The 26,085-nt window shown below is 57.2% G+C and carries 20 protein-coding genes; 1 reads left to right on the plus strand and 19 read right to left on the minus strand.

What is annotated here, in order from left to right:
- Position 1: 1 nt before the first annotated feature.
- The 18 genes from rimM to ftsY all read right to left on the minus strand — a co-directional run bounded on the left by rimM (position 2) and on the right by ftsY (position 20,926).
- Positions 2–616, minus strand: coding sequence for a ribosome maturation factor RimM (gene rimM / locus ACEE09_RS07100; protein WP_449083348.1), 615 nt, complete (start codon positions 614–616; stop codon positions 2–4).
- Positions 617–748: 132 nt separating this feature from the next.
- Positions 749–991 carry an RNA-binding protein gene (locus tag ACEE09_RS07105; protein ID WP_135011094.1) on the minus strand — a complete coding sequence of 81 codons (243 nt, stop codon included), beginning with the start codon at positions 989–991 and terminating at the stop codon, positions 749–751.
- Between the two features lie 2 nt (positions 992–993).
- The gene (gene rpsP, locus ACEE09_RS07110) at positions 994–1,422 is read right to left on the minus strand and encodes a 30S ribosomal protein S16 (RefSeq protein ID WP_185174544.1); all 429 of its coding nucleotides are present in this window, start codon (positions 1,420–1,422) and stop codon (positions 994–996) included.
- Positions 1,423–1,753: 331 nt separating this feature from the next.
- Complete coding sequence (locus ACEE09_RS07115; protein ID WP_449083351.1) at positions 1,754–2,935, minus strand: ABC transporter permease; 1,182 nt, start codon at positions 2,933–2,935, stop codon at positions 1,754–1,756.
- Entirely contained in the window at positions 2,932–3,849 is a 918-nt protein-coding gene (locus ACEE09_RS07120; RefSeq protein WP_449083352.1) for an ABC transporter ATP-binding protein, read from the minus strand. The genes ACEE09_RS07115 and ACEE09_RS07120 overlap by 4 nt, the downstream gene beginning before the upstream one ends.
- A 117-nt stretch (positions 3,850–3,966) precedes the next feature.
- Positions 3,967–4,689, minus strand: coding sequence for a response regulator (locus ACEE09_RS07125; RefSeq protein ID WP_449083354.1), 723 nt, complete (start codon positions 4,687–4,689; stop codon positions 3,967–3,969).
- Positions 4,686–6,077, minus strand: coding sequence for a sensor histidine kinase (locus ACEE09_RS07130; protein WP_449083356.1), 1,392 nt, complete (start codon positions 6,075–6,077; stop codon positions 4,686–4,688). The genes ACEE09_RS07125 and ACEE09_RS07130 overlap by 4 nt, the downstream gene beginning before the upstream one ends.
- Before the next feature lie 120 nt (positions 6,078–6,197).
- Entirely contained in the window at positions 6,198–8,231 is a 2,034-nt protein-coding gene (locus tag ACEE09_RS07135) for a hypothetical protein (protein WP_449083358.1), read from the minus strand.
- A gap of 74 nt (positions 8,232–8,305) precedes the next feature.
- The gene (locus ACEE09_RS07140) at positions 8,306–8,800 is read right to left on the minus strand and encodes an NUDIX domain-containing protein (protein WP_449083359.1); all 495 of its coding nucleotides are present in this window, start codon (positions 8,798–8,800) and stop codon (positions 8,306–8,308) included.
- A 200-nt stretch (positions 8,801–9,000) separates the two neighbouring features.
- The gene (ffh, locus tag ACEE09_RS07145) at positions 9,001–10,575 is read right to left on the minus strand and encodes a signal recognition particle protein (RefSeq protein ID WP_449083361.1); all 1,575 of its coding nucleotides are present in this window, start codon (positions 10,573–10,575) and stop codon (positions 9,001–9,003) included.
- Positions 10,576–10,826: 251 nt separating this feature from the next.
- A complete protein-coding gene (locus ACEE09_RS07150) occupies positions 10,827–12,542 on the minus strand; it encodes an ABC transporter family substrate-binding protein (RefSeq protein ID WP_449083363.1) in 1,716 nt (571 codons plus the stop codon).
- A 74-nt stretch (positions 12,543–12,616) separates the two neighbouring features.
- Positions 12,617–14,692 carry a dipeptide ABC transporter ATP-binding protein gene (locus tag ACEE09_RS07155; RefSeq protein WP_449083365.1) on the minus strand — a complete coding sequence of 692 codons (2,076 nt, stop codon included), beginning with the start codon at positions 14,690–14,692 and terminating at the stop codon, positions 12,617–12,619.
- Positions 14,693–15,667, minus strand: coding sequence for an ABC transporter permease (locus ACEE09_RS07160; protein WP_449083367.1), 975 nt, complete (start codon positions 15,665–15,667; stop codon positions 14,693–14,695).
- A complete protein-coding gene (locus ACEE09_RS07165; RefSeq protein WP_449083369.1) occupies positions 15,664–16,650 on the minus strand; it encodes an ABC transporter permease in 987 nt (328 codons plus the stop codon). The genes ACEE09_RS07160 and ACEE09_RS07165 overlap by 4 nt, the downstream gene beginning before the upstream one ends.
- Positions 16,651–16,940: 290 nt before the next feature.
- The gene (locus ACEE09_RS07170; protein WP_449083370.1) at positions 16,941–17,771 is read right to left on the minus strand and encodes an exodeoxyribonuclease III; all 831 of its coding nucleotides are present in this window, start codon (positions 17,769–17,771) and stop codon (positions 16,941–16,943) included.
- 136 nt (positions 17,772–17,907) lie between these two features.
- Positions 17,908–18,246, minus strand: a complete 339-nt coding sequence (locus tag ACEE09_RS07175; protein ID WP_449083372.1) for a P-II family nitrogen regulator — start codon at positions 18,244–18,246, stop codon at positions 17,908–17,910.
- Positions 18,247–18,260: 14 nt separating this feature from the next.
- A complete protein-coding gene (locus tag ACEE09_RS07180; protein WP_449083373.1) occupies positions 18,261–19,517 on the minus strand; it encodes an ammonium transporter in 1,257 nt (418 codons plus the stop codon).
- A gap of 299 nt (positions 19,518–19,816) precedes the next feature.
- Positions 19,817–20,926 (minus strand): signal recognition particle-docking protein FtsY, encoded by a 1,110-nt coding sequence (gene ftsY, locus ACEE09_RS07185; protein WP_449083375.1) that lies wholly within the window; start codon positions 20,924–20,926, stop codon positions 19,817–19,819.
- Between the two features lie 150 nt (positions 20,927–21,076).
- Between ftsY and ACEE09_RS07190 the strand changes: the two genes are divergently transcribed.
- Complete coding sequence (locus tag ACEE09_RS07190) at positions 21,077–22,435, plus strand: MFS transporter (RefSeq protein WP_449083376.1); 1,359 nt, start codon at positions 21,077–21,079, stop codon at positions 22,433–22,435.
- Between the two features lie 42 nt (positions 22,436–22,477).
- On the opposite strand, the gene smc is transcribed toward ACEE09_RS07190, so the two are convergent.
- Positions 22,478–25,957 (minus strand): chromosome segregation protein SMC, encoded by a 3,480-nt coding sequence (gene smc / locus ACEE09_RS07195; RefSeq protein ID WP_449083378.1) that lies wholly within the window; start codon positions 25,955–25,957, stop codon positions 22,478–22,480.
- Positions 25,958–26,085: the final 128 nt, after the last annotated feature.

The following is a 26,085-nucleotide window of genomic DNA, read 5'->3' on the forward strand; positions in this document are numbered from 1 at the left end:
TTTAGCCCTGCTCGCTCTCGGTCTCGGCTTCATCGTCTTCATCGCTGTTGAGTTCGAGCAGGCCGGCGGGCGGGTTGATGATAATGTAGCCCTCCTCGGTATCGATGGCGGGGATGATTTCTTCAACGAAGGGCACCATGATTTCTTCACCGTCTGCTGTTTTTTCTAGGATAAGCAGGTCCTGGGTGGGCATGGTCTGTAGGCCGGTGACGGTTGCGATGGGCTCTTCAGGCAGGTAGCCGTCTTTGATGTCGGCAGCCAGGTAGACGGGTAGGTCAAGCAGTTCGTGCTCGTAGTAGCCTTCATCGTCACCGTCGGTTTCTGCTTCGCTAGCAGAGTCAAAGGTGAGGCGGGTGTCTCGCAGGTCTTCGGCCTGGTTGCGGTTGGTGACTTCTTGGAAGGCTACGACCAGGATTTTTTTGTTCCAGCGGGCTTTTTTGACGGTGAGAGTGCCGGCGGGGGCGATGGCCCCTGCGGGGCTTGCGGGGTTGAAGTTTTCAATGTCGAGCACAGCCCCGGGGGCGAAGCGGTCTTCGGGGGCGTCGGTGAAGAGCTGGACGGTGACTTCGCCGCGGATGCCGTGGGGTTTGCCAATGCGGGCGACCTGTACCTGCACGCGTATCTCCTTGAGGGTGAGGTGTTGTGGGGTTTGGGTCTAACTTTACCGGGTTTTACGGACGGCCGGTGGCTAGGTGCGAGAAAGCCCCTACAGCTCTTAAGCGGTAGGGGCTTCTTGATAAGTATTCAGTTAGCGTCGTCGGTCGGTGTCGATGACGTCTACGCGTACATGGTCGCCGTCGTTGATGGCGTTGACCACGGTGCGGATGGACTTGGCGGTGCGGCCGGAGCGGCCAATCACCCGTCCAAGGTCATCAGGGTTCACGCGAACCTCCAGGGTTTCGCCCCGGCGGCCGGTTTTGGCGCGCACCTGGACGTCATCTGGGTTGTCGACGATACCCCGAACGAGGTGTTCGAGAGCGTCAGCCAACATGATTACTCAGCTGCTTCCTCAGAAGCTGCTTCTTCAGCAGCCTCTTCTGCGGGAGCTTCTTCAGCCTTGTCCTCACCCTTGGGGGTGATTGCCTCGGGGAGGATGACCGAACCCTTTTCGGGAACAACGAACTCGGGCTTGGCGTCAACGGGCTTAACGGTTGACTCAGCCTTTTCGCCCTTGGCAGCAGCCAGGTCGCCGGTCAGCTTCAGCAGAGCAGCTACCTGCTCGGTGGGCTGGGCGCCAACTGACAGCCAGTACTGGGCACGCTCTGAGTTGATCTCGATACGTGAGGGGTTCTCGGTCGGGTGGTAAATGCCGATTTCCTCGATAGCCTTACCGTCACGCTTGGTACGTGAGTCAGCTACTACAACACGGTAGCGGGGATCGCGGATTTTACCGAAACGCTTCAGACGAATTTTAACAGCCACTGTAGTGGTTTCTCCTGTTTTCTATAACTGTTCGAGGTCAGGTGTCAGCTCGTGGGGCGGGCTTCGTCATGACCTCTGCGGACACAATTTCTCCCGGATGAGAGGGGCCGGGAAAAATCGAGTACCCGTCAAGTATGCCAGCTTGCCCCCGCTTAATCTAGGGTTACGCCTGGGGTGTCTATGTGTTGTTGAAAACGAACTCAAAAGAAGCACGATGCGAAGGCGGGCGGAGACAGGATTACCCCGCAAGCGAGTTTTGCGAGCGCCAGCGAGCAACTGTCTGAGCTCTAGGGGTAATCCTGCGTAGCCCGCCGTCCCTCCCACTTCAGATTTATTTTTTGAGCGCTTGCTTCCAGCTAACTGAGGTGCCGCCGCGCATAATGTTGGCCCGGTAGATGCGGGCTCCTAGTCGGGTGAGGAGGGCTGCTATTACCAGGGTGAGGGCAAGAGCGAGCAGGGGTTCCCAGAGGGCTACGTCCTCGGTGAGTAGGCGGCGGGGCATGGCGATGGAGGACATGATGGGAATAAAGGAGATGACCTTGAGCCAGGCCCCTGAGGCGTAGATGCCAGCGAAGAGGGCGGCGATGAGCACCATGGTGATGGGGTTGGCGAGGTTAGCGATGTCTTCGGTGCGGGCTGCCATGGCACCTACAGCGGCCCAGATAGTGGCGATGGCTGCGAAGCCGGCGATGTAGAAGAGGGCGAACCAGCTAGCTGAGGGGAGAATCCAACCGAAGTCTGCGGCAGCTCCGGTGATTTGCATGCCGATGAGGCCGGTAACTGCATAAACGGCTACCTGAAGGGTGGCGAGCACGATATTGCCCACGATTTTTCCGGTGAGTAGCTGCCCCAGGGGTATGGCGGTGGCAATAATTTCGACGATGCGGTTTTGTTTTTCTTCGACAACTGAGTTGGCGATGGCTACGCCGAAGAACACGGTGGTCATGTAGAAGATCATGGCGAAGACCATGGCAATGAGGAAGGCCAGGCCGGCGTTTTGGTTGCCCGTTAGGACGCTGGTGCTCACCTGGGTGCCTGCGGTGAGGGCTTGCAGGTCAACGCCTGCTTGGGCGGCGTTTTCGGCGGTGATGGTGGAGGTGATGACGGCGCTCAGTTCAGTGACCAGGCTGTTGTCAGGAGATGAGTCGAAAATGAGTTCCCAGCCTTCTTCGGTGGGGGTTAGGTAGGCGTCCGCGTCCCCGTCGGCTACCAGGGTGCGGGCGGCGTCCGCGCTGTCAACCTGGGTGGCGGTGTAGTTGGTGTCGTCGTCGCTCGTTGAATCGGCTGCGGCGACTAGGGAGCTTGCCCGGTCGTCGTTGGTGGCTATGGTGTAGTCGGTGTTCCCTGTGTTGAGGAAGTAGGGGATGAGGGTTGCGGCCAGGATGATGACCAGGGAGAAGATGGTGCCCCCGATAAAGGTTTTATCGCGCAGTTTGACCATGATTTCGCGGGTGGCAACGATTTGCCAGGCGTTCTTGGGTCTTGAAGTGCGCTGTGCTGGTGTGGTGCTCATTGGCCGGTAGCCTTTCGGTAGATGTCGCCGAGGGTGGGAAGCTGGCGGGAGAACTCCTGTATATCGTGTTCCAGACCGCTGCTGAAAATCTGGTGGCGGACGCTGGCTAGATCTGCGCCGGGGGCTAGTTCCAGGACGGCTTCGGTGCCTGAGACATCCAGGACGTTCGCCCCGGGTATTTCACGGAGCCAGGCGGCGTCGGCCCCGCCCCGGTAGAGGTAGCGAGGGGTGCCTGCTTCGCGTAGTTCGGTGGCGCTGCCTGCGGCTCGCACGGTGCCGCCGTGCAGAATGACGACGCGGTCGCAGAGGCGGTCGACTAGGTCGAGTTGGTGGGATGAGAAGAGGATGGGGACGCCGGTGCGCATGAGCTCTCGCATCATGGAAACCATGGTATCTACGGCTCTGGGGTCCAGGCCGGAGAAGGGCTCATCGAGAATCAGGGCTGTGGGCTGGTGCAGGATTGAGGCTACAATCTGTACCCGCTGCTGGTTGCCCAGGGAGAGAGATTCAAGTTTGTCGTTGAGGCGCTCTCCTAGCCCTAGTTCGGTCAGGTGCTTGGTGGCGATGGTGCGGGCGGTGCTGGCGCTCATGCCGCGCAGCTGCCCCAGGTAAACCAGCTGGGCCAAGATAGCTTGTTTGGGGTAAAGGCCGCGTTCTTCGGGCATGTAGCCAAAGCCTGCGCGGTCGGCAGCGGTGATGGCACGCCCGCCATAAAGTACCTGCCCGGCAGTCGGTTCGAGCAGACCCATGATCATGCGCATGGTGGTGGTCTTGCCAGCACCGTTTGCGCCAAGAAAACCGGTCATGGAGCCGGGTTCAACGGTAAAGCTCACTTTTTCTACGGCGGCTGTGGCGGTGGGGCCACTGCCGTAGACCTTGGTGAGGTCATGGACTTCTATCGTACGGTCGTTCATAAGGGCACTTCCTGTGGGTTGCTTGTACTCCCAAGTCTAGAAAGTCCACGCATAGAAGAACTCCCCCGTGGGGCGGAGCTTCATGGGGGAGTTCTTTTGGGCTGCCAACAGACGGAGTTAGCCAGCTAGACCTACCCGGTGGGCAAAAATCACGGCGCCAACCCGGTCACGGCTGTGGGTCTTGGCCAGTATGTTCGATACGTGAGTTTTGACGGTTGCAGCTCCCAGAAAAAGTTTTTCTGCAATTTCCGCGTTAGTCAGCCCCTGGGCGAGCAGTTCCAGGGTCTCTTTCTCGCGCGGTGTCAAGGCTGCAAGAGCAAAGGCATCGTCGGGGCTCAGGTCATTGGTGGTCTGTGCTCCCCCAGCCTGTCCCTGCCCGATGCTTCCTGCCGGGGTGGTGACGTCCTGCCCCTTAGTTTGCTCCACAAAACGGGCGATGAGCGGCAGGGTCATTTCGGGTGAGAGCAGGGCCAAACCGCCTGCGACCTTTCGGATAGCATCCACTAGCTCATCAGCATCTGAAGTTTTGAGCAGGAAACCGCTGGCGCCAGCTTGAAGTGCTGAGAAGAGGTAGTCTTCGCGGTCGAAGGTCGTGAGAATCAGGACGGCCGTGCCCGGCAGCTGCTCGGTCAAAGCGGCGGTGGCGGTGATTCCGTCCATCACGGGCATTTGAACGTCCATGAGCACCACATCGGGGCGGACGCTTGCGGCAAGGTCCAGGGCCTCTTTGCCGTTGCGGGCCTGGCCGACTACCTCGATGTCCTCCTCCATGGAGAGGATCAGGGCGAACCCTGATCGCACCATGTCTTGGTCATCTGCTAGCAGGACTTTGATGGTCATGGGGTCTTCCTTAGCGGGTAGGTGTCGTGGGTTTCGTCAAAATCTGCGGGGAAGCGCACCTGCACTTTCCAGCCGGGGGCACCTTGCCTCCGGCCTGCCCAGCACGTGCCGCCTAGGGCGGCGGCTCGTTCTCTGATGCCTTGGAGCCCGTACCCTTGGCGTTTCTCATCGGCCCCGTGTTCTTGGCTGTTTGTTGCACCTGCCTCGTGTGCAGGCCCGTCATCGGTAACTTCCAGTTCCACCCAGTTGTCTCCTGTCTCTCCGCCGGTGCGCAGGGCCAGCACCGCGTTTTGGGCCACTGAATGTTTGCGCACATTGGTCAGGGCTTCTTGGGCCATGCGGTAGATAGAGAGCTGGGTTCCCTGCTGCAAGCCGGTCAGCCGGGTCAGGTCCTGTTCGCTGACCTGCACTCGGGTTGTCACACCTACCGCCGTCATATGCTCCACCAGGTCAAAGATTTCGGTCACCTGGGGCTCTTTGGCAGCCCCGCTTCCCTGCTCCGCTTCCCCGGCAGCCCGCATCACGCGAATCAGGTTCTTCATCTCAGCAACCGAGGATCGGGCCAACTTTTCAATATTAGCCAGGGGCTCAGCCGCCAGTTCCGGCTTCTTTTCTAGAGCCCGACGGGCAGCAGCCGCCTGAATCCCCATAGAAGAAACATGGTGCCCCACCGAGTCGTGAAGCTCTCTGGCTATACGCAGGCGGTCGCGGGTGACAGCGTCCTGAGCCATCTGTTGGGATTGCTGTTCCAGCTGCTGTGCCTGGGCAGCAAGCACGGTTCGCTGGTAGGCCTGGTTCCAGGAGGTACGCCCCATCACCGCAGCACACCCAAAGTAGAAGGTGTTAGTTACCGCGGCCATAATGTACCCGGCGGTTGCCTGGCTAAAGATACCGCCAGAGAAATCTTCGACCCCCGCTATGCTGTAGGCCGAGTCAGTCATCACCCAGGTAAGAATCACCCAGAGAAACGCTATAAGGCAGATCAGGGCATAGACGAACCAGGTGAGGGTGCGATTTTTGCCCCAGGCAATCCCCGCAAAAAGTGTCACAAAGTAGCACAGCTGAAAGCTGAGGGTAAATGACCCCACAGGGGAAAGATAGTACAGGGCGTAAAAGAGCGCAGTGGCTAGCAGCATCATGGTCAGGGGGTAGCGCCTGCGGCCAACTAGTGGCACCGTCATGCCCGCAACAGTGATGTAGGAGAGAAGAATCTGGTGCTGGTCCTCCCCCAGTAAGCCAGCCGAATGGTAGGCAGCGTTCAAGAGCAAGGTGACGGCAAGTACCACGAGCCAGATGAGCACGTCCTTACGCAAGGACGCTGCCGGTGGGGTGGATCGCTCCCAGTCAGGGTCTATGTGTGAGAAAGAGAAGGGAGTGGATGTGTTCACCCACCCACTGTATCAAGGCACAAGAAGGAGCAACTCCCCCGCCCGGCGGAGAAAACGGCGGAGAGAAGAGCGGAGAAAACGGCGGAGAGAAGAGCGGAGAAAACGGCGGAGAGAACGAGACTAGCTACCAGTGCCGAAAAAACGCCCCAGCTGCTGACGGGCCAGTTTCCCAGCCTGCCGGCCCAGCCTTTGAGCGGTGGTCGCGGCCTGGAGTCCTAGCCTTTGGGCTGTGTTCTCTGCCCGGCGGCCCAGCCTTTGGGCGGTGTGCCTCAGTGCAGGTGCCTTAGCCTCAGAGTCCTTCTGGGCTTGCTCTTGCTGGGCTTGCTCTTGCTGAGCCTGGGCCCGCAGCTCCTCAGTCAGCGACAGCGGCCGCGTTTGGTGGTGCTCAGTTACCGGCAGCTTCTGGGAAGACAGTAGACGGTGATAAACCCGTGCAATGACCATTTCAGCGGTGCCAGTAGCCCCTAAAGTAGCTGCTGCAACAAGAGCGGCACGAGGCGAGCGCCCCTGCCTCATTCTGCGCGCAGCCCAGAGAGCTAGGGCCCCTGAGGCCCCGAGCTGGGCGGCGGCGTCCGCAGTCAACAGCCAGGGGTGTTCACGAATTTCTCGGTTGACGGTGCTGAGGGTATCGGTGCCGTTAGGGTAGGCGGTTACGCTCTCTTTGAGGCGCTCTAGCCCGCTCATATCGGGGGTGAAACGGCGGTAGCCTACGAAAGCATCGAGGCTGACAGAACCGGTGAGTACCTTATGCAGTTCTTCAGGTAGCTCTAGGGCGTGGATGGTGGACTCTAACCCATCTACGCTGTGGAAATCTAGCACGTAGTTGGTGAGTCGGTTAGCGGTCTGGTCATCGAGCCCGTAGAGCCAGATGAGCTGGTCAAGCTGGTCGCGGGCACCTTGTTCCCGGTAGGGGGCAGGCAGTAGCCCTGGCAGGCTCCAGACCAGGTTGCCTACCTCGCTTGAGGTGCGTTCTAGGGCAGTACCAATTTTGGTCAGGGGTGACCAGCTAAAGGTCAGTACGGTACCTACCAGCCCAGAATCAGGGGTGCCCATCACCTGGTTCACCCAATCAGTGACACTGCCAGTCTCGGGGCCTGTAGAGTCAGCCGGGAGCACGAAAGATAGGTTCTGCCCGAAGAGGGTCTGCTCAGCCACGATGGAGGGCACGTTCATCGCTTCTAGCAGGAGCGCCAGAGTCTGCGGGTCAGCGGTAATGAGCGACCAGCCTTTATCAGCTGGGGCTGCGTGCACCTCCCCCACCATCAGCTCAGGTTGCATGTAGCTTGCTATATCTGCCATGGGTAGTTCTACCAGGGCGGCGCTCACCCCGTAGGGGTCAAGGCTCAAAGAGTCGGTACCTTGTGAGAAAGAGGCCAGGTGGTAGTCCTCCCCCGGCTGCTGCGGTAGGAGGTCAGCGGCACCCGGTAGGCGGGTATCCAACTGGGTCAGAAACTCATCGAGGGATGCACCAGGTAGGAGCACCCCGGTGCTATCGGTTTCTACGGTACGCAAGGACGCCTGCCCCGGTATACGCTCGCAGAGCACGAAGAGCTGGGCGCGGGGCCCGTCTATTTCTAGGGCGGTTACTGTTGCAAGGGACTCTATATAGCCTGCCAAATCTGGGATGATTTCCCAGTTCAGCTCATCAATAGCTGCCTGAGCTTCAGGGGATAGTTCGCCTGCGAAAGTCTCTAGCTCTTCATCAGGTATCTCACCGGTCTCACGCGGTGATTCTTCTGCCTGATTTCCACTCCCCTGCTCAGCTTGCATGATTTGTTGGATTAAATCATCAAATTTATTGGGGTCAGCAGCGAGTTCTTCAACGCTTTTGATGTCTTCGTCCGTGTATTCAGCGCCGTGGGGTGCCTCTTGGGTTTGCTCGCGAATCAGGCCGATGATGCTCTCTAGCTGGTTGCGTACCTCTTGTTCGAGACCAGCGGGCAGGGCAGGTTGCTCGCTGGCGTCCGCCTCTTGCTGCTTATCGCCCTGGGTAGGCCCGTCACCGTAGATGCCGGGTATCAGGTCAGGCCAGTTAGCCTGGGCCGGGTCACGGTCGATGCGCAGACGCACCCATATCACATCAGAACCTACAGCCTGCTGGGTCTCCTGGTGAGAGGGGCCCTGGGGGGCTGGGTCACGGTGTGATTCAGTCATATGTTTGTCATCCTTATCAACGCTTCATCGAAAGGGCAAAGATTTGCCCCGGTGCTACACGACGAATATAAAATCTAGCTGGCTGGCTTATCGCTAGAGAACTCATAGACAGCCCCGGTTTGCAGGGCACGGAAGGCCTGACGCAGACGGTGGGCGTGACGGGGCCCAAAATAATCATCTAAATCTTCAGGGGCGACCCACTCATAAGCGGTGAGTTCTTCTTCTTGAAGGGTGATTGTCGCATCGGCAGGTAGCACACCGGCATCGTAAATGTAGTAGGTGGAGTCGCCCCAGATGCCCATCTGCAGGCCGTGGAAAATCACCAGGAGCCGGCCCGGTTCCAAATCTAGACCCACTTCTTCAGCCACTTCGCGGAAGCAACCGGGTTGGGGGGCTTCGCCTGCCTCAACGGTGCCGCCGGGGATAGTCCAGCCGTCCTTATAGTTAGGTTTGACCACTAGCATCTGCCCGGCCTCGTTCCGAATCAGAGCGCCAGCAGCTAGACGGCGGGTTGGCAGGCTTGCGATAAAAGCCTTGAGTTCTTCTTCGGGTAGGTAGGAATCAACCACGGTACTGCTTTCTTCTTAAGGGGCGGGCTACTACACCCAATGTACCGCGCCCAGCCAGCAGGTAAAAGGCAGGGCGGGTCTTGCACTCTCACAGCAGAACTACCGCCGGTGCAATACACCTTTAAATGAAGGAGAGGGCGGGTGCGAGTCTCTTGCTCGCTCCCGCCCTAGCTCACAAGGTTTTGCTAGCTCACCAGGTTTTATTTGAGGAACTTCTCAAAGCCCTTGGGCAGGTTCAGATCCTCAGGTTTCACGTCCTGGGTCTGCTGGCCAAAGGCTGAGCCTGCAGCAGCCTGCTGCTTAGCTGCTGCAGCCTGTTCCTGCTGAGCGCGCTTGGCCGGGTTACCGGAACGGGCCTTCTGCTTGCCCTTACCCTTGCCCTTGTTCTTGCGGGCAGAACCACCGGCTGCTGCCATACCGGGCATCTGCATGCCACCGGGCATACCAGCCATGTTGCCGCTAGCAAGCTTCTTCATCATCTTCTGGGCCTGAGCAAAACGCTCCATGAGCATATTGACCTCAGAAACAGTCACACCGGCACCCTTGGCGATACGGGCACGGCGGGAGCCATTGATAATCTTGGGGGCAACTCGCTCATGCGGGGTCATAGAGCGAACGATTGCCTCGACGCGGTCAATTTCCTTCTCGTCAAAGTTCTCCAACTGCTGACGGATCTGGGCGGCACCGGGCATCATCATGAGCAGCTTCTTCATGGAGCCCATCTTGCGAATCTGCTGCATCTGGGCCAGGAAGTCCTCAAAAGTGAAGTCTTCCTGATCCACAAACTTCTTGGCCATGCGGTCAGCTTCGGCCTTATCCCAGGTCTGCTCGGCCTGCTCGATCAGGGTGAGCACATCACCCATGTCGAGAATTCGGCTGGCCATACGGTCTGGGTGGAACTGCTCAAAGTCGGTGACGTTTTCACCGGTGGAGGTAAACATGATGGGCTTACCGGTGACGGATGCAACGGAGAGAGCGGCACCACCGCGGGCGTCACCGTCCAGCTTGGAGAGCACGACACCGGTGAAGTCTACGCCCTCGTTGAAGGCGTTAGCGGTGTTAACAGCGTCCTGACCGATCATGGCGTCGATAACGAAGAGGACTTCGTTGGGTTCAATGGCGTCGCGGATATTGCGGGCCTGCTGCATGAGCTCAGCGTCTACACCCAGGCGGCCTGCGGTATCGACAATGACCACATCGTGCAGCTTGGCGCGGGCCTCAGCCACACCATCACGGGCCACCTGTACGGGGTCACCGCTGGGTGCATCGAACTCACTGGTGACACCGGGGTGAGGGGCGTAAACGGGTACACCGGCGCGCTCACCAACCACCTTGAGCTGGTTAACAGCATTGGGGCGCTGCAGGTCAGAGGCCACCAGCAGGGGGGTGTGCCCCTGCTTCTTGAGCCAATGGGAGAGCTTACCGGCCAGGGTGGTCTTACCTGCACCTTGTAGACCTGCCAGCATGATGATGGTGGGGCCGGTCTTGGCCATGTTGATGCGGCGGGTCTGGCCACCCAGAATATTGACCAGCTCTTCATTAACGATCTTGACGATCTGCTGGGAGGGGTTGAGGGCTTCGGAGACCTCGGCACCCAGGGCGCGTTCTTTGATGTGGGCGGTAAATTCGCGCACGACGGGGACGGCGACGTCAGCATCCAGGAGGGCACGGCGGATTTCGCGTACTGTTGCGTCAATGTCTGCTTCAGTTAGCTTGCCTTTGCCGCGCAGGTTTTTGAAGGTTGCTGTCAACCGGTCTGAGAGTGAATTAAACACGGGCTGTGCACTACTTTCGTGGCTGGATGGGCGTCGCGGGCTGAAGGGGCCCGCCACCATAAATTTTTGAGTCAGCTATTAAGAATAACGTATGTGGGCAAGGGTGCACCGGGTTTGCAGGGTCAAGAGTGCAAGATTCCCCAGCACACCCTGTTCACAGGTTGATTCTTAAAAACCTTGCCCCACCACCTTGTGGAAGGTGATGGGGCAAGAGAGGGGTGAGCTTGAGAAAATCTCTCAGTTAGAGAAACTTAGTTCTTCATCCAGCCAACGCGAGCCCACTGCTGGGGGTTGTCTGAGGGGCTACCGAACATGGCTGCACCGTAGTTAGCCAGCTTGTTCTTGCAGTAGACGATATCGGGGCCGTTGAAGACGGTACCGAGAGTAGCGAACTCTGCCATGAACTTACTCTCGATTTCGTTGCACTTTGCGTTACGCTCAGCGTCATCCTCAATCTTTTCCATCTCAGAAATCATGGCATCGATTTCTGCTGAGCCGGCAGCACCGTCCAGGTTGGATGAGTGGTAGTACTGGCGGGTTACCGAGGTTGCATCAGAACCTACGGTGTAACCCGAGAAGGTCATGTCGTACTCCTTGTTACCCATGACTGAGGCGAAGTTAGCGTCGGGCTGCTGGTCGATGGAGCATTCGATGCCAATGGCCTTCATCTGCTCAATCATGGTCTGAGTCAGGGCTGCGCCGCTGGGGTCATCACCGAAGTTGGTGATACGGAAGCTGGCATTTGCGCCGTCCTTAGCGTAGTAATCACCGCTCTTGGTGTAACCGGCATCTTCTAGAATCTTCTGAGCAACCTCAACACCGCGCTCTTCGGGGTAGTTGTCCCGGTAGTACTCAGAAACCGGTAGCAGCATCATGGAGCCGGGGGTCTCTTCAGTCCAATTCAGGCCCTGGAAGCGGACGTCGGAGAGAGCCTTACGGTCGGTACCTGCGAAGATAGCACGGCGCAGGGCAACATCTTTAATACGAGCCGGGTTGAGGTTCAGGCCACCAGCGAAGAGGCGCAGGGAGCGGCGGGGTTCTGCATCAGCAGTTCCCTCAACGTCCTTGTAGGCTGCCAGGGTACGGGCACCTACAGCATCGATTTCGCCATTACGGAAGGCGGCACGAGCTGCGGCTGCCTCCATCTGACGGAAGGTAATCCGATCCAGCAGGGGCTTGGTGCCCCACCAGTTTTCGTTGGGAACAACAGACAAACGCTTCTCCGCTGAGTTCCATTCTTCTAGCTTGAAGGGGCCTACACCGTAGTCGGGGTTGGGGTTATCGGTCCAGCCATTGTTGAAGACCTCAGGGTCTACCATGGCAGGGTGCAACAAGGCGCCAAAGAGGTTATCTGCCGGGTAGTAGGGTTCCTTCATAGTCACAAGAGCTGAGAAGGCGTCGCCATCTTCTTCAATGGACTCAATGAACTCGTACATACCCGAGGTAACAATGTTGTACTCACCCTCAGATGACTTAAAGACATTCCATGAGGTGCGCAGAGACTCAATGTCAATGGGGGTACCGTCATTGAACTTGGCCTTGGGGTTCAGCTTCACGCGGATGGTCTGAACGCCATCGACGGTCTCAGCCTCATAGGATTCACAGAAGTCAGGGTTAACGCTAACGTTACCCTCAAAATCTGACTGCCAAAGACCGCTGGTCATTGAGGTGTGGAAGGTGGAGAGAACGAAGCTGTTATCTAATGAGTTACCGTTCTGCGAGGTACGGTTGAAATCGGGGCCCAGTGAGGCAACAGGCAGAGTCAGCACACCGCCGGTTTGCAGATTAGCGATGTCCTGCTCATTGATTTCTACCCTAATTTCATCACCTGCTGCTGCCATGCTGGCGCTTGCTGCGCTGGTGGTGTTGGAACCTGAACCGCCACATGCAGTCAGCAGGCCGGTGGTTCCTAGGATGCCGGTACCCCAAAGCAGGGTACGGCGGTTCAGAACAAGATTCTTATTCATTCTTTTCTCCTCATGTGATAAAGATGGACAAAAGCGGAAGTGAAGTGATTTCAATTACATACTATACTTGTAATTTAGCTTACAGCAACTTCATGTTCAGGATAATAGCAGGCATACTGATGATCTCCGTCTGCCTTGCTCAGTGCAGGCACATTCTCAGTACATTTCTTCTGCTTATCCTCAGGCAGCAACTTAAAGATGGGGCACCGCGTTGCAAAAGCACAGCCCTCCGGCGCATTCACAGGAGTAGGCAAATCGCCTTCCAACACAATACGCTGCCGACTAGCCTCAACATCAGGGTCAGGCACCGGAATAGCAGAAAGCAGAGCCCGCGTATAGGGGTGCACGGGGTTATCAAAGACCTGATCCACATCACCTATCTCAACGACGCGACCCAAATACATCACAGCTACCCGGTCAGAGGCATGGCGCACCACAGCCAAGTCATGAGCCACCATCAAATAGCTCAGCCCCAACTCAACACGCAACGTTTCCAGCAGATTAATAACACCTGCCTGAACCGACACATCCAGAGCAGAAACAGGCTCATCCAAAGCCACCAACTTAGGGTTAACAGCCAGCGCACGGGCAATACCGATACGCTGACGCTGACCGCCAGAGAACTGGTTAGAGAAACGATTAACGTGGTCAGGTTGCAGACCTACCGTCTTCATCAGTTCAAGCACGCGCTTCTTAATGTCCTTGACCGCCCAGCCCTGATTTTGCAAAGGCTCAGCCAAAATCTCATAGACAGTGAAGCGAGGGTCAAGGGCACCGGTTGGATCCTGGAAAACCATCTGCTGGTTTTTACGCAGCTCATTCAGCTCAGAACCATGCAAGCCCTGCTTGTTCGAGACACCCGCAATCACAATCTCGCCGTCAGTATCTGGTGAGAACTCCATAATTTCAAGCAGAGTAGTGGTTTTACCACAGCCTGACTCACCCACAATAGAGAAGCACTCCCCCTCACGGATATCAAAGCTCACCCCGTTAACTGCCTTAACGGTACCCACCCGACGCTTAATCAGGGCCCCCTTAGTGAGGGGGAAGAACTTTTTAACATCCCTCACCTCAAGCACGCTAGCGCGCTCTTCACGGGGCACACCCGTAAGCGGCGAGGTAGGGATCTGAGGTACAGGGAACATCTGCTCAGGGCGCTCATTAACGAACTGATCTGCATAAAGACAGGCTGCACGGTGATTCTCACTAGTACCAGCAACAAGCTTTAGCGGCGGCTCTTCCACCAGGCAGACGTCCGTAGCGACAGGGCAACGAGGGGCGAAGGAACAACCCACCACAGGCTTCAACAGATTAGGAGGAGTACCTTCAATAGGAACCAAAGACGCCTTCTCCTTGCGGTCTACACGAGGCACAGCACCCAGCAGGCCAATGGTATAAGGCATAGAGGGCTTCTTATAAAGGTCACTAGCCTGAGCATGTTCCACGGCCTTACCGGCGTACATCACCATGATCTCATCAGCCATGCCAGCGACGATACCCAAATCGTGGGTGATCATGATAGTTGCTGCCCCGGTCTCTTCCTGGGCCTTCTGCATCACTTCAAGCACCTGAGCCTGAATCGTCACGTCCAAGGCGGTAGTGGGCTCATCAGCAATCAGGACGCGTGGCTCATTTGCGATAGCCATAGCAATCATGACGCGCTGACGCATACCACCAGAGAACTCGTGGGGGAAAGACTTGAGTCGGCTCTCAGGTGAAGGGATACCCACCAGGCGTAGCAGCTCAACAGAGCGATCATGGATAGCTTTCTCGCTCATCCCCTTGTTGTGGGTCTTAAGCACCTCAGCTAGCTGGTTACCGATGGTAAAAACCGGTGTCAGTGATGAGAGCGGATCTTGGAAGACCATGGAAATTTCTTTACCACGGTAGTCACACATCTGCTTATCGCTCAGGCCCAAGAGCTCAGTGCCCTTGTATTTGATAGAGCCGGTGATATCAGCGGTCGTGGGGTGCAGACCCATAATCGCCATAGAGGCAACCGACTTACCTGACCCGGACTCACCCACGATGCCCAGTGTTTTACCCGTGTACAGGTCGAAGTCAATGCCGCGCACCGCGTGCACAATACCATTTTCAGTATTGAACTTTACGTTGAGGTCTCGGACGCTCAGTACTGGTGTAGTGCTCATTTACTTCTTCTTTTTCTTAACTTTGCCAACGGACAGGGAGGTAGGATCGAAGGCGTCACGCAAGCCGTCATTCATCAGGGCTAGAGGGCCAACCAGCAGGAAGAAGAACAGCAGCGGAATCCAGAACATCCAGGGCAGGGTGTTGATTTGGCTTGAAGCCTGGGCGATCAAAGAACCCAGTGAGAAGTTCGGGTATTTCACGCCGATACCAATAAAGGTAAAAGACACCTCAGCCAGAATCGCTGCGGTAATACCGCGAGTAAATTCAAGCACCATCAAGGAGCCAATATTGGGGACTAGGTGACGCCAGACAATTTTGAAAGGGTGCACGCCCATGTAGCGGGCCGCTTTGACATAGTCACGGGAAATAAGCGACATAGCCATAGCTCGAATCACGCGGGCAGTGTACATCCAGCTAAAAATTAGAAGCACAACGGTCAAAATCAGCCAGCCAGGAATATTATCGCGTATAGCCTGACCACCAGAACCGTTAATAACAATTGCTACCACCAGCAGGCTGGGTGCCATGATGAGGGTCTCCAGCACAAAAAGCATGGTCTTATCAACCTTGCCGCCAAAGTAGGCCATGACACAACCGTAGATAGCTGCAAAGATTACCGATACGCCACCCACAATCAGACCGATAAAGACCGAGGTGCGAACCGCCTCAACCATCTGAGCGTAGAGGTCAGTACCTGCACTGGTCGTACCAAACCAGTGTTCTGAGCTAGGGCCAGTGGAAATATGGAAAGGGTCAATGGTGGTGGTGCCCCACTTGGAGAGGAAGCCACCGAATAGACCGAAGGCAATAACCAGAAGAAGAACAACCAAACCGAAAACCGCAGTCTTATTACGCATAAAACGACGGAAGATAATCTTCTTCTTACTGATAATTTCAAAATCAGCTTTTTTATGGTCAACCCGGGTAATGATACCGGTAAGGTTGTCGTGGTTGATAGCTGGTGAGTTACTCATGAGATCCTCACTCGGGGATCGACGATAGTGGTTGCAATATCAGCAATAATTGCGCCAACTGCAAAGATAAAGGAGCCGTAGGCCAAGGTTGCTACCGCAGCGTTGACGTCCTGGGCCCCAATTGCCTGAATCGACCAGAGGCCAATACCAGGCCAGGCGAAGATTGCTTCAGCGAAGAAGCCGCCGGTAAAGATAGCGGGAACGGTGAAAGCAATAGATTGAGCTACCGGGATGAAGGAAACTCGCAGAGCATGGCGGCGAATAGCCTGGTTGCGGGTCAGGCCCTTAGCACGAGCGGTACGGACGAAGTCAGCATTGACACTATCGAGAAGGTACTGGCGCTGGGAAATCTGGTAGCCACCCCAACTCATAATGGTGATACAGAAAGTAGGCACAATATAGTGGGCCGCCAAATCTACCCAGTATTCCACACTGCCCGGTGTGAGACCTGGCGAGGAAATACCGGTGACGAAGAAGATGCGCTCCCCTGCGGCATTGTTAATAGCAACAGCTCCAAGCTGCACCAGGAAGTAGGCGATAGGAGCGGGCAAAATGTAGACCAGGTAGGAGTAGCCGGTAATCACACGGTCTGAGAACTTATACTGGCGGGCTGCAGAATAGACACCCAGAGCGACACCAATGATGAGGGAGAGAATCACAGCCACCATGTAAAGACGGGTAGAGACCCACACACGCTGACCGAATTCAGCGTTAATGTAAGCGCCATTGGGGCTACGGCCCCAATCCCAGTGCAGTACAACGTTGGTGAGCCACTGAACGTAGCGGTCCCAGGCACTCATGGTGGGGTCAAGGTTCAAGGAGGAGAAGTTACGCTGAATCTGCTCGGGGGTGGGGCGAGGAACGCGTTCCTGTTCAATCAGGGCGGGATTCAGCGAGGTGACAGCGAGGAAGTAGCCACCGGTCGTCGTTAAGAAAATCATGACGGCGTAGGTAGCTACTCGCCTCAAAAGATACTTGATCATGAGGCGAACTCTTTCTGGAGGACGAACATTGTGCGTGAGCCTTTACAGATACTATGGGGTTTGTGATGCCCAACATATGCTGACGTATTGAGTTGAGTATATTGAGTCACACCCGGCACATCAAGTTAGACAACCCATCCTTGAAACCCCGCCTCACAGCAATGAAATACACCAGAAATAATTTCCGCCTTGAAAAGCCCGATAATACCTGGGAAAACTCCCCGCACCCCACCCACACACGGCTCATTCGCCTCTCAGAAAGGCCCCAAACGTTAAAAAAGATTAAACAATTACCCCATATTAATCTCCAAAAGAATCGGGGTGTGATCCTGGCGGGGGCCAGAGTCAATCATTTCTGAAGCCTGCACCTTCTCAGCAAGACGATCAGAAACCAGCCAGTAATCAATACGCCAGCCGGTGTTGTTAATCTTCGAGGTCCGCGAGCGCTGAGCCCACCAGGTATAGGCCCCTAGAACATCACCGTGCAGGTGGCGGAATGTATCGGTAAAGCCGCGAGAAAGGATGTGGGTGAAGCCCTCGCGTTCTTCGTCTGTGAAGCCCGGTGAGCGGCGGTTGGCTTTAGGGGTGGCTAGATCAATTTCGGTGTGGGCTACGTTGAAGTCACCGGTGGCAAGTACCGGTTTGGTGGCGTCTAGGCTAGCGAGGTAGTCAGCGTAGAGGCGGTCCCAGATTTGGCGGTCAGGTAGGCGGCGCAGACCATCGGAGGCGTTGGGGGTGTAGACCTGAGTGACGTAGAAATCCTCAAATTCTAGGGTGATGATGCGCCCTTCGGCGTCCATGGTGGTGGGGGCGGCCAGCTGGGGGTAGGTGACGGTGGGTTCTAGTTCCTGTTTGTAGAGGAACATGGTTCCGGCATAGCCTTTGCGGGCAGGCTCGTCAGATGATACCCAGGCGATTTTGTAGTCGGGGAAGTAAGCGTGCAGCGCTTCAAGGTGCTTCTTGGTGGGCCCCTTGGCAGATAGCTTGGTTTCTTGCAGGGCAAGGACGTCGGGCTTTAGCAGGGCGATAGAGGCAAAGACATCGCGTGAGAGCAGGGCACGAGCCGACTCACTGGTGAGTGCGGCGTTGAGTGAATCAACGTTCCAGGAGACAAGTTTCATGCCCTCCAGTCTACCCGGCAGGGCCCTGCCACCTCCTCGGTACTGCCTCGCTCCCCTCTGCCGTGGGACTCCCCTGTATCTCAAGCAGAAGGGCAGGCCTGAACGATGGTGGGCCTGCCCTAGTGTCTTGATGTTTTTAGATGGCTGAGATGCCGCGTTCGCCGGTGCGCACTCGCACCACCTCATCGACGGTGCTCACCCAAATTTTGCCGTCCCCGGCGCTGCCAGTGTTGGCGGTAGAGATGATGAGGTCGATGATGTCCTCAGCCCGGCCGGTATCGGCCAAGATTTCCAGTCGAACCTTAGGGATCAGGCGAATGTCGTATTCCTTGCCGCGGTAAACCTCTACGTGCCCGTGCTGGCGTCCGTACCCTTGGGCCTCTGAGACTGTCATACCATCGACCCCAAAGTTTTCCAGGGCCTGGCGTATTTCATCAAATTTTTCAGGTTGGATCAAAGCGGTAATGAGTTTCATAACTGTTTCTTCCTCTAGTTCTTTGCAAAGGCCCCGGAAGTACCGGAAGACATGGCGTAGGCAGTTTCAGCGTGCTGGGCCAGGTCAATACCCTGAACTTCCTGCTTCTCACTCACACGGAAACCCATGGTGCGGTGAATCGGAATGACAATCAGCAAGGTCACCACCGCGCAGTAAACAATGGAGATAATGGTTGCCACCGACTGGGTCACCAGTAGCCCCAGTCCGCCCCCGTAGAAGAGGCCCGCTGTACCGGTCGACGGGGTTGCAATAAAGCCCAGAGCCAAAGTGCCGATGAGACCAGAGACCAGGTGTACGCCTACCACGTCCAGGGAGTCGTCATAGCCCAAGCGGAACTTAAGGCCAACAGCCCAACCTGAGGCGATACCAGACACAAAGCCCAAGGCCAGAGCGCCGATAGGGTCGACGTTAGCGCAGGCCGGGGTGATAGCAACAAGACCAGCTACCAGGCCAGAGGCTGCACCCAGAGAGGTGACGTGACCATCACGGACGCGCTCTAGCAGGCACCAGCCCAGCATGGCCGCTGCCGGGGCAGCAAGAGTATTGACCCAAATCAGACCAGCCTGGGTGCCATTTGAGGCTGCACCTACGTTGAAACCAAACCAGCCGAACCACAAGATAGCTGCACCGAGCATGACCAGAGGCAGGGAGTGGGGGCGCTGGTTGGGGTCCTGGCCAAAGCCCTTACGGGCACCCAGCACCAGGGCCAGAATCAGGCCAGCAACACCGGCGTTGATGTGAATTACCAGGCCACCAGCAAAGTCAATGGCTTCACCGAACATGGAGCCAATGAAACCTTCTTCACCGAAGAGGCCCCCACCCCAGACCATGAAAGCTAGAGGGCAGTAGACCAGGGTAAGCCAGAGGGGGACGAAGAGGCACCATGCACCAAAGCGGGTGCGGTCGGCAATAGAGCCGGAGATAATAGCTACCGCGATGATAGCGAAGGTGGAGCTAAAAGCGACCGCTAACATGTTAGTGCCGCCATCAGCCAAAGTGGCAGAAAGACCAAAGTCCTTGAAGGGTGAGCCGACGATATCGTGGATGAGGGCGTTTCCTCCGCTCATGCTATAGCCCCAGAGCACCCAGCAGACGCCAACGATGCCCATAGAAATCACGGACATCATCATCATATTAAGTGCTGACTTAGCCCGCGTCATACCGCTGTAGAAGAGAGCGAGACCCGGTGTCATGAACAGAACAAGTGCCGCGGCCACCACGGTCCAAACATCACTGGCGGTGAGTTCCATGCCTGTTACCCCTTTCAAAATCTGTACAGAAAACCTGTGTGCCGGTCTGAGCCGGCCCTGGTGTGTTTGACAGTTTCCATTGTTCTTTTGGCATGTTTCGGCCTCAGGCGAGCAGAGTTTCACCAGAGTTACAGGTGGCCTAGACCTGTTGCCAGCAAGAAAACGCCGGTTACAGGCGTGTTACTAGCAGTAACAGGGAAGTTACTCCCCCTCAGCAAAGGGAAAGCACAGCAAAAAACCGGGGGTAACTAGCCCTTAGGCAGTTACCCCCGGTTCATAACCAAGGTCAGCAGGTGGTTTTATGTATCAAGCAGAGCATCAACAAAAGCAGCAGGCTCGAAAGGAGCCAAATCGTCAGGGCCCTCACCTAAACCGATCAGCTTAACGGGCACGCCCAGTTCTTCCTGGATAGCAACCACAATGCCGCCCTTAGCTGATCCATCCAGCTTAGTCAGCACAATACCGGTAATCTGGACGACCTCAGAAAAGACCTTAGCCTGAATCATGCCATTCTGGCCGGTGGTAGCATCAATCACCAGAAGCACCTCGGTAACAGGTGCCTCCTTCTCAACAACACGCTTGATCTTACCTAGCTGGTCCATAAGACCCGCCTTATTCTGCAGGCGCCCGGCAGTATCAATCATGACGGTATCTACCCCGCGCCCCTTACCCTGACGGATAGCTTCAAAAGCAACGGAGGCCGGGTCGGCCCCGTCCTTATCTGAGCGGACGGTCTGAACACCCACCCGGTCACCCCAGGTCTGCAACTGGTCAGCTGCCGCCGCACGGAAGGTATCTGCTGCCCCCAACAGGAGGGTCTTGTTCTCAGCGACCATCACACGGGCCAGCTTACCCACGGTCGTGGTCTTACCGACACCATTGACACCAACAACCAGCACCACACCCGGGTTACCATCGGCACCATCTAGCGCCAGCGAACGGTCAGTATCTTCACCAACAATAGACAAAAGCTCCTCGCGGAGCATCTGCTTCACCTGGGCCGGATTCTCCGTGCCCTCCACACGCACACGCTGCTGCAAAGCAGCTACCAGGCGCGCTGAGGGCTCAGCGCCCAGATCAGCTAGAAGCAGGGTTTCTTCTACCTGATCCCAGACATCCTGGTCAATTTTGTCGCGAGAGAGCAGGGCCAACAGCCCCTTACCCAGCAGGTTATTTGAACGAGAGAGACGGGCGCGCAACCGCACCAGGCGGCCCTGGGCAGAAGCAGGGCGCTCAATAGTGGTCACCGGCCCATCAGCAGCACCATCTGCTGGGAGGTCATCGGCATCACGAGTGCCCTGATAGCCTTCCTTAGGGGCTTTGGGGCCGCGCAGCAAAACAGCGAGCACGCCACCTAGAATCAGCACACCAAGAAGTATGTACACAATGAGAGTTAGAGAATCATTCACCCCTCTAGCTTGCCATATTCTCCCGGCACCAAACAGCCTGGGCATGAGAGTAAGACGCACATCTACCCAGCACCCCCTACCACAAACTAGTATTGTGAGCTAAGATACCTAAACCGTTAGTAGAGCCTGACAACACCAGACCCCCACAGCATGAGCAAGCACATACCCACCCCCTCCATGGACACCGGGGCAATCCCCATCATCCCCGAAACCGTACGCCAAGAAAACCGCACCCAGCACCCCCACACCGCAGAAACCATCAAAGTACCCACCCAAATCAAAGTACTCATCTGCGCCTCCTTCCTCATTGCCCTCGGCTACGGCCTAGTAGCGCCCGTGCTCCCAGGTTTCGCACGCAGCTTCGACGTAGGGGCTATGGCGGCAACCTTCGTTGTCTCAGCCTTCGCCCTTTCCCGCCTAGCCTTCGCACCAGCGTCCGGACGCCTCATCTCCCGCTTCGGCGAACGCCGCATCTACTCAGCAGGGCTCATCATCGTAGGTATAGGCTCCATCGGGGCAGGGCTCTCCATCAACTACCCCATGCTAATTATCTCCCGCATCATCAGCGGCACCGGGTCAGTCATGTTCACAGTAGCGGCCATGGGAATCCTCGTGCGCAACGCACCACCAGCCATTCGAGGTAAAGTCTCAGGCTACTTCGCCACCTCCTTCCTACTGGGCAACATCTTAGGCCCCGTCTTAGGAGCTGCAACATCATCACTGGGCATGCGAGTACCCTTCTTCGTCTACTGCGCCATGCTCCTATGCGCGGCCCTAGTAGTTCTCACCCGGCTCAAAGAGCGACCCCAGGAGGTCCACCTCAATACCCAGGGCATCGCCGTCCCCAAGCCCCAGCTCAAACTAGCTGACGCCCTCAAATTCACCAACTACAAGGCAGCCCTCATGGCCAACCTGGCAGTAGGGTGGAGCATCTTCGGCCTACAAACCACCGTCGTACCCCTTGCCGCCGTGGCCCTCCTCGCTAGCCTTCACACCGATCAAGCAGGCTACGATGCGGCAGCAGCCGGAGCTAAACTAGCAGGGTTCACCCTAGCCACCTATGCAGCCGGCAACGCCCTGGTACAGATTTACTCAGGCAAGATGGGCGATAAAATAGGCCGCCGGCCCATGGTTTTCTCTGGGCTTCTTCTAGCAGGTTCGGTCACCATCATCTTTGGTCTAATTACCAGCCCCATAGTTTTTGTGGCCGCCGCCGTGCTTCTGGGGGTTGGCTCCGCCCTTCTGGGCCCCTCCTTGCAAGCCGCAATCTCCGATATTGTCGGCAGCAAACGCTCAGGTGGCCAACCCCTGGCCTACTACCAGATGGTCTCAGACATGGGCCTAATTATCGGCCCCCTGGTTGCCGGTTTCATCATCGACACCTGGGGCTTCTTCCCGGCCTTTATCGTAGCCGGTGCCCTGCTCTTTCTGGCCGCTATCGGCTGGTTCCCCGGCTACCGCCCCGAGTTCCCACCAGAGATAGCCGATCAAGGCTACACCGGCAGGTAACCCCGCCCTCTTAGTCTCCCCCGGCTAGTCTTCCAGAAGGTCTTATCGTGGGTCTTCTAGGCGGTGGGACAGAACACTAGAGACACCCTGGCGCATAGTAATACCGTACAGAGTATCTGCCTGGGCCATGGTGCGCTGATGGTGGGTAATCATCAGCAACTGCGACTTCTCTCGAAGCTGGCCCAAGACCTCAAGCAGGCGCCCCAGGTTACGGTCATCTAAGGCCGCCTCTACCTCATCAAGCACATAGAAAGGTGCAGGGCGGGCCATGAAAACTGCCAGCAGCAGGGCCAGCGAAGCTAGGGTGCGCTCGCCACCAGAAAGTAGGGAGAGGCGAGTGACCTTCTTCCCAGCCGGTGTCACCCGAATATCCAGCCCACTATGCTCCAGGTCCTTGGGGTCTGCAAGGATGAGCTCTGCCTGGCCGCCGGGAAAGAGCAGGGCAAAGATACGGCTAAATTCCACCTGTACATCGGCAAGAGCCTGGGTGAAGGATGTTTCAATAGTCTGGGTCAGGTCTTTCATGACCGTACGCAGGTCAGCCCGTGAGGCCTTGATGTCCTTAATTTGCTGACGCAGGTAGTGATGGCGCTGTTCTAGGGCCTCATATTCTTCTAGCGCCAGAGGGTTAATGACGCCCAGGCGGGCAAGCTCCGCTTGGGCTGCCGCCAGGTTCTTCTGAAGACTCTGACGGGGCACATCGGGGGTTTCTCGCTCAAGGAGGGTTTCAAGGCTCAGCCCCAGTTCGCTCTTCACCCGCTCAGTCAGGGCCTCCCAGCGGGCATCGACACGGGCCCCTTGGGCCGCTGATTCAGCCTGTAAGGTCAGGGCAGCAGCGAGGGAGGCTTGGGCCCCTGCTAGTTCTTCGCCGGTGATGGTTAGGGCCTTCTGCGCTTCTTGGGCTTTGAGCTGGGCCTGAGAGTAGGCCGCTTCTTCCTGGTGGCTCACCTGCTCTAGGGCGTAGCTGAGGGCGCGGGCACGGGCTGCTATTTTTTGTACTCGATGGCGGTTTGCCTCCGCCTGGTCTTGGCGTTGCTGGCGGGTTTTATCAGCCTCTTCCAGGGCTGTGAGGGCTTCTTGGGCTTGGGTCAGACGAGCCTGGGCTGTTTCTTCTATCTGGTGGGCGTATGTGCGGGCTGCTTCTGCGCGGGTCTTTGCTTCAGTTGCTTGAGCAAGAGTATCTTCTGCGGTGAGTAGCTTCTGGCGCAGGGTATCAAGATCAGTGTGGGTGCGCTTCTTCCGCGCGTGAGACAGGACTTCTTGGGCTGCACTGACGGTTTCTTGTGCCTTGTGCTGTGCCTCTTCGGCGCGCTGGGCGGCTTCGCGCAGGCGGGCAAGGGTGAGTTGGGAGCTTTCTGCCCGGCCGGTGAGGGTGGCTAGTTCAGCGCGGGCGGTGGCTAGTTGGGCGGTGAGTGTGCCGGTGGTGCGGGCCCGGTCTTTTTCAGCTTTTTGGGCTTGGGCCAGAGCTTCTTCTGCCTGCTGGTAGGCCTGCTCTGTTTGTTCTTGCAGGTTAGTTAGGTGCTGGTAGGCCTCTTTAGCCTGGGTTAGTTCTGTGTAGCTTTCGGTCAGGGGCCGCTGTTCTGAGGGGTAGAGGGTTGAGCCTGCGGTGAGTACAGTACCGTTTGGGGTCACAGCGCGGACGCCCGGGTGGGCTGTTACCAGGGCGCGGGCGGTTTTTTTATCAGGTACCAGGTAGGTGCTGGCGGTCAGTAGGGCCAGGGTTGGGGTGAGCGGCTCTGGTGCTGTGAGGGCCTGAATCAGTGGCCGAGATTGGCAACCTTCAGCTTGAGATGCAGAGAGTTGGTAGAGGTCAGATAGGTCAAGAGAGCTCTTGGGGGAATGAAGGTGAGAGACTTCCTCAGATAGGTAGGCGCCATCGGTACGGGCTAAAGCCCGCAGGTAGGGCGTCAGTACAAGCGCCACGGCCTTCTGCCATTCATCTTCAATCTCAAGTAAAGAAATAAGCTCCTGGGCGCCCTCTTCTAGAGCCTGCCGACGATGCTCTGGGTTATCGCCTACTTCTGAAGAATCATGATTCCAGGCAGCTTCAAGGGCCTCATACCGTGCCTGAGCAGCATGAAGTTTCACTTGAGCTTGATGAGACTCTAGGCGGCTAGCATCTACCAGCTCCCCTGCCCTCTGACGCAGCTGCCGACATTTCTTCTCCTCTTCTTCAGCAACCCGCACCTGCTCCTGGAAGGTAGCGACCGCAGCCTGAGCCCGCTCAGTATCAGCCGCAGAAGAAGCCCCCTGAGCCTGCGCCTCAGCGTATTCATCGGCCCGGCGCTTAGCCTCTTCGCAACTACGCTCAAAAGCCACCCGGGCTGTAGCAAGCTGACCAATTGCCTCAGAGATACCCTCCTTAGCGGCCTTAGCCTGCTCCTGGGCAGTTGCAAGAGCCTGCCGGGCTAGGTGCTGCTCTTTCTGAGCAGTGTCCAACCCTGCCTGAGCAGCCGCTAGCTCCTGCTCCGCTCTATTTCGTGCCTGCCGGGCCTGCTGGAAGGCTTTCTCCTCCCCATCGCGAACCTGCCGGGCCTGCGATAGGCGGGCGGTGGCGTCCTGCTCTTCTTGCTCACGGTCAGAACCTTTCAAACGCTCAGCAGCCACCAGCTGAACCGTCTCCACCAGGTGCCCAACCTCTTTCAGGGCAGCACGGCCTTGAAGAGCCTCATCAAGAGCCTGCTGGGCAACCTGCCGAGCAAGTGTCACAACCCCTAGCTGCTCCTGCAAGGTTCCCGCCCGCTCCTCAGCCCTTACACGGGCAGCCTCAGCCTGCTCACCGGCCACCCGCTCAGACTCCCGCTCCTGCACCATGGCCCGGGCATCACAGGCCAACAAATCAGCGCTCAGACTCCGCACCCGGCCAGCCACCTCGCTAGCTGCCCGGGCAGTCTCAGCCTGCTCCCGGCGTCCTTCTAACTGCTCCGCCAACTCGGCAACCACATCTTCTAACCGGTCAAGATTGGTCTTTAAATCCTCAAGCTTGGTGGCAGTCTTAGCCTGACGCTTACGATGCTTAAGCAAACCAGCAGCCTGCTCAACCAGCTCACGGCGGTCATCTGCGGTGCCGTGCAAAATCCTATCGACCTGCCCCTGCCCCACCAGGGTATACAGTTCCCGGCCCACACCAGCCTGCGCCAACAAATCCTGCACATCAGCCAAACGGGCAGGCTCACCATTAATCTCATACTCAGAACCACCAGCAGAAAACATGGTGCGCGACAGACGAATCTCAGAGTGCGGAAGCGACAAGGCACCACTCTGGTTATCAATAACCAGCTCAACCTTGGCACGGCCCAACGCGCCCCGGGAGCCACCACCAGCGAAAATGACGTCCTTCATAGCCCCACCGCGTAGCTGCTTAGCGCCCTGGGCACCCATCACCCAGGCAAGAGCATCCACCACGTTAGACTTACCCGACCCATTAGGCCCCACTAGCACATTCAGCCCCGGCTCAAACTCAAAAACTGTAGCCGATGCAAAAGACTTAAAGCCACGCACGGTCAAAGATTTCAGATACATAGTGGTAAGCCCCATCGGTTGGGTAAAAACGGGTTTAGGTCGGCATACCACTTTACCGCAGGCCCCTACACCTGTTCGGTGTGAGATGAACCCGCGTCATCAATCACCGCCCCAGCCCCCAGGGAGCC

The organism is Rothia sp. 88186D007BW, assembly GCF_053544215.1.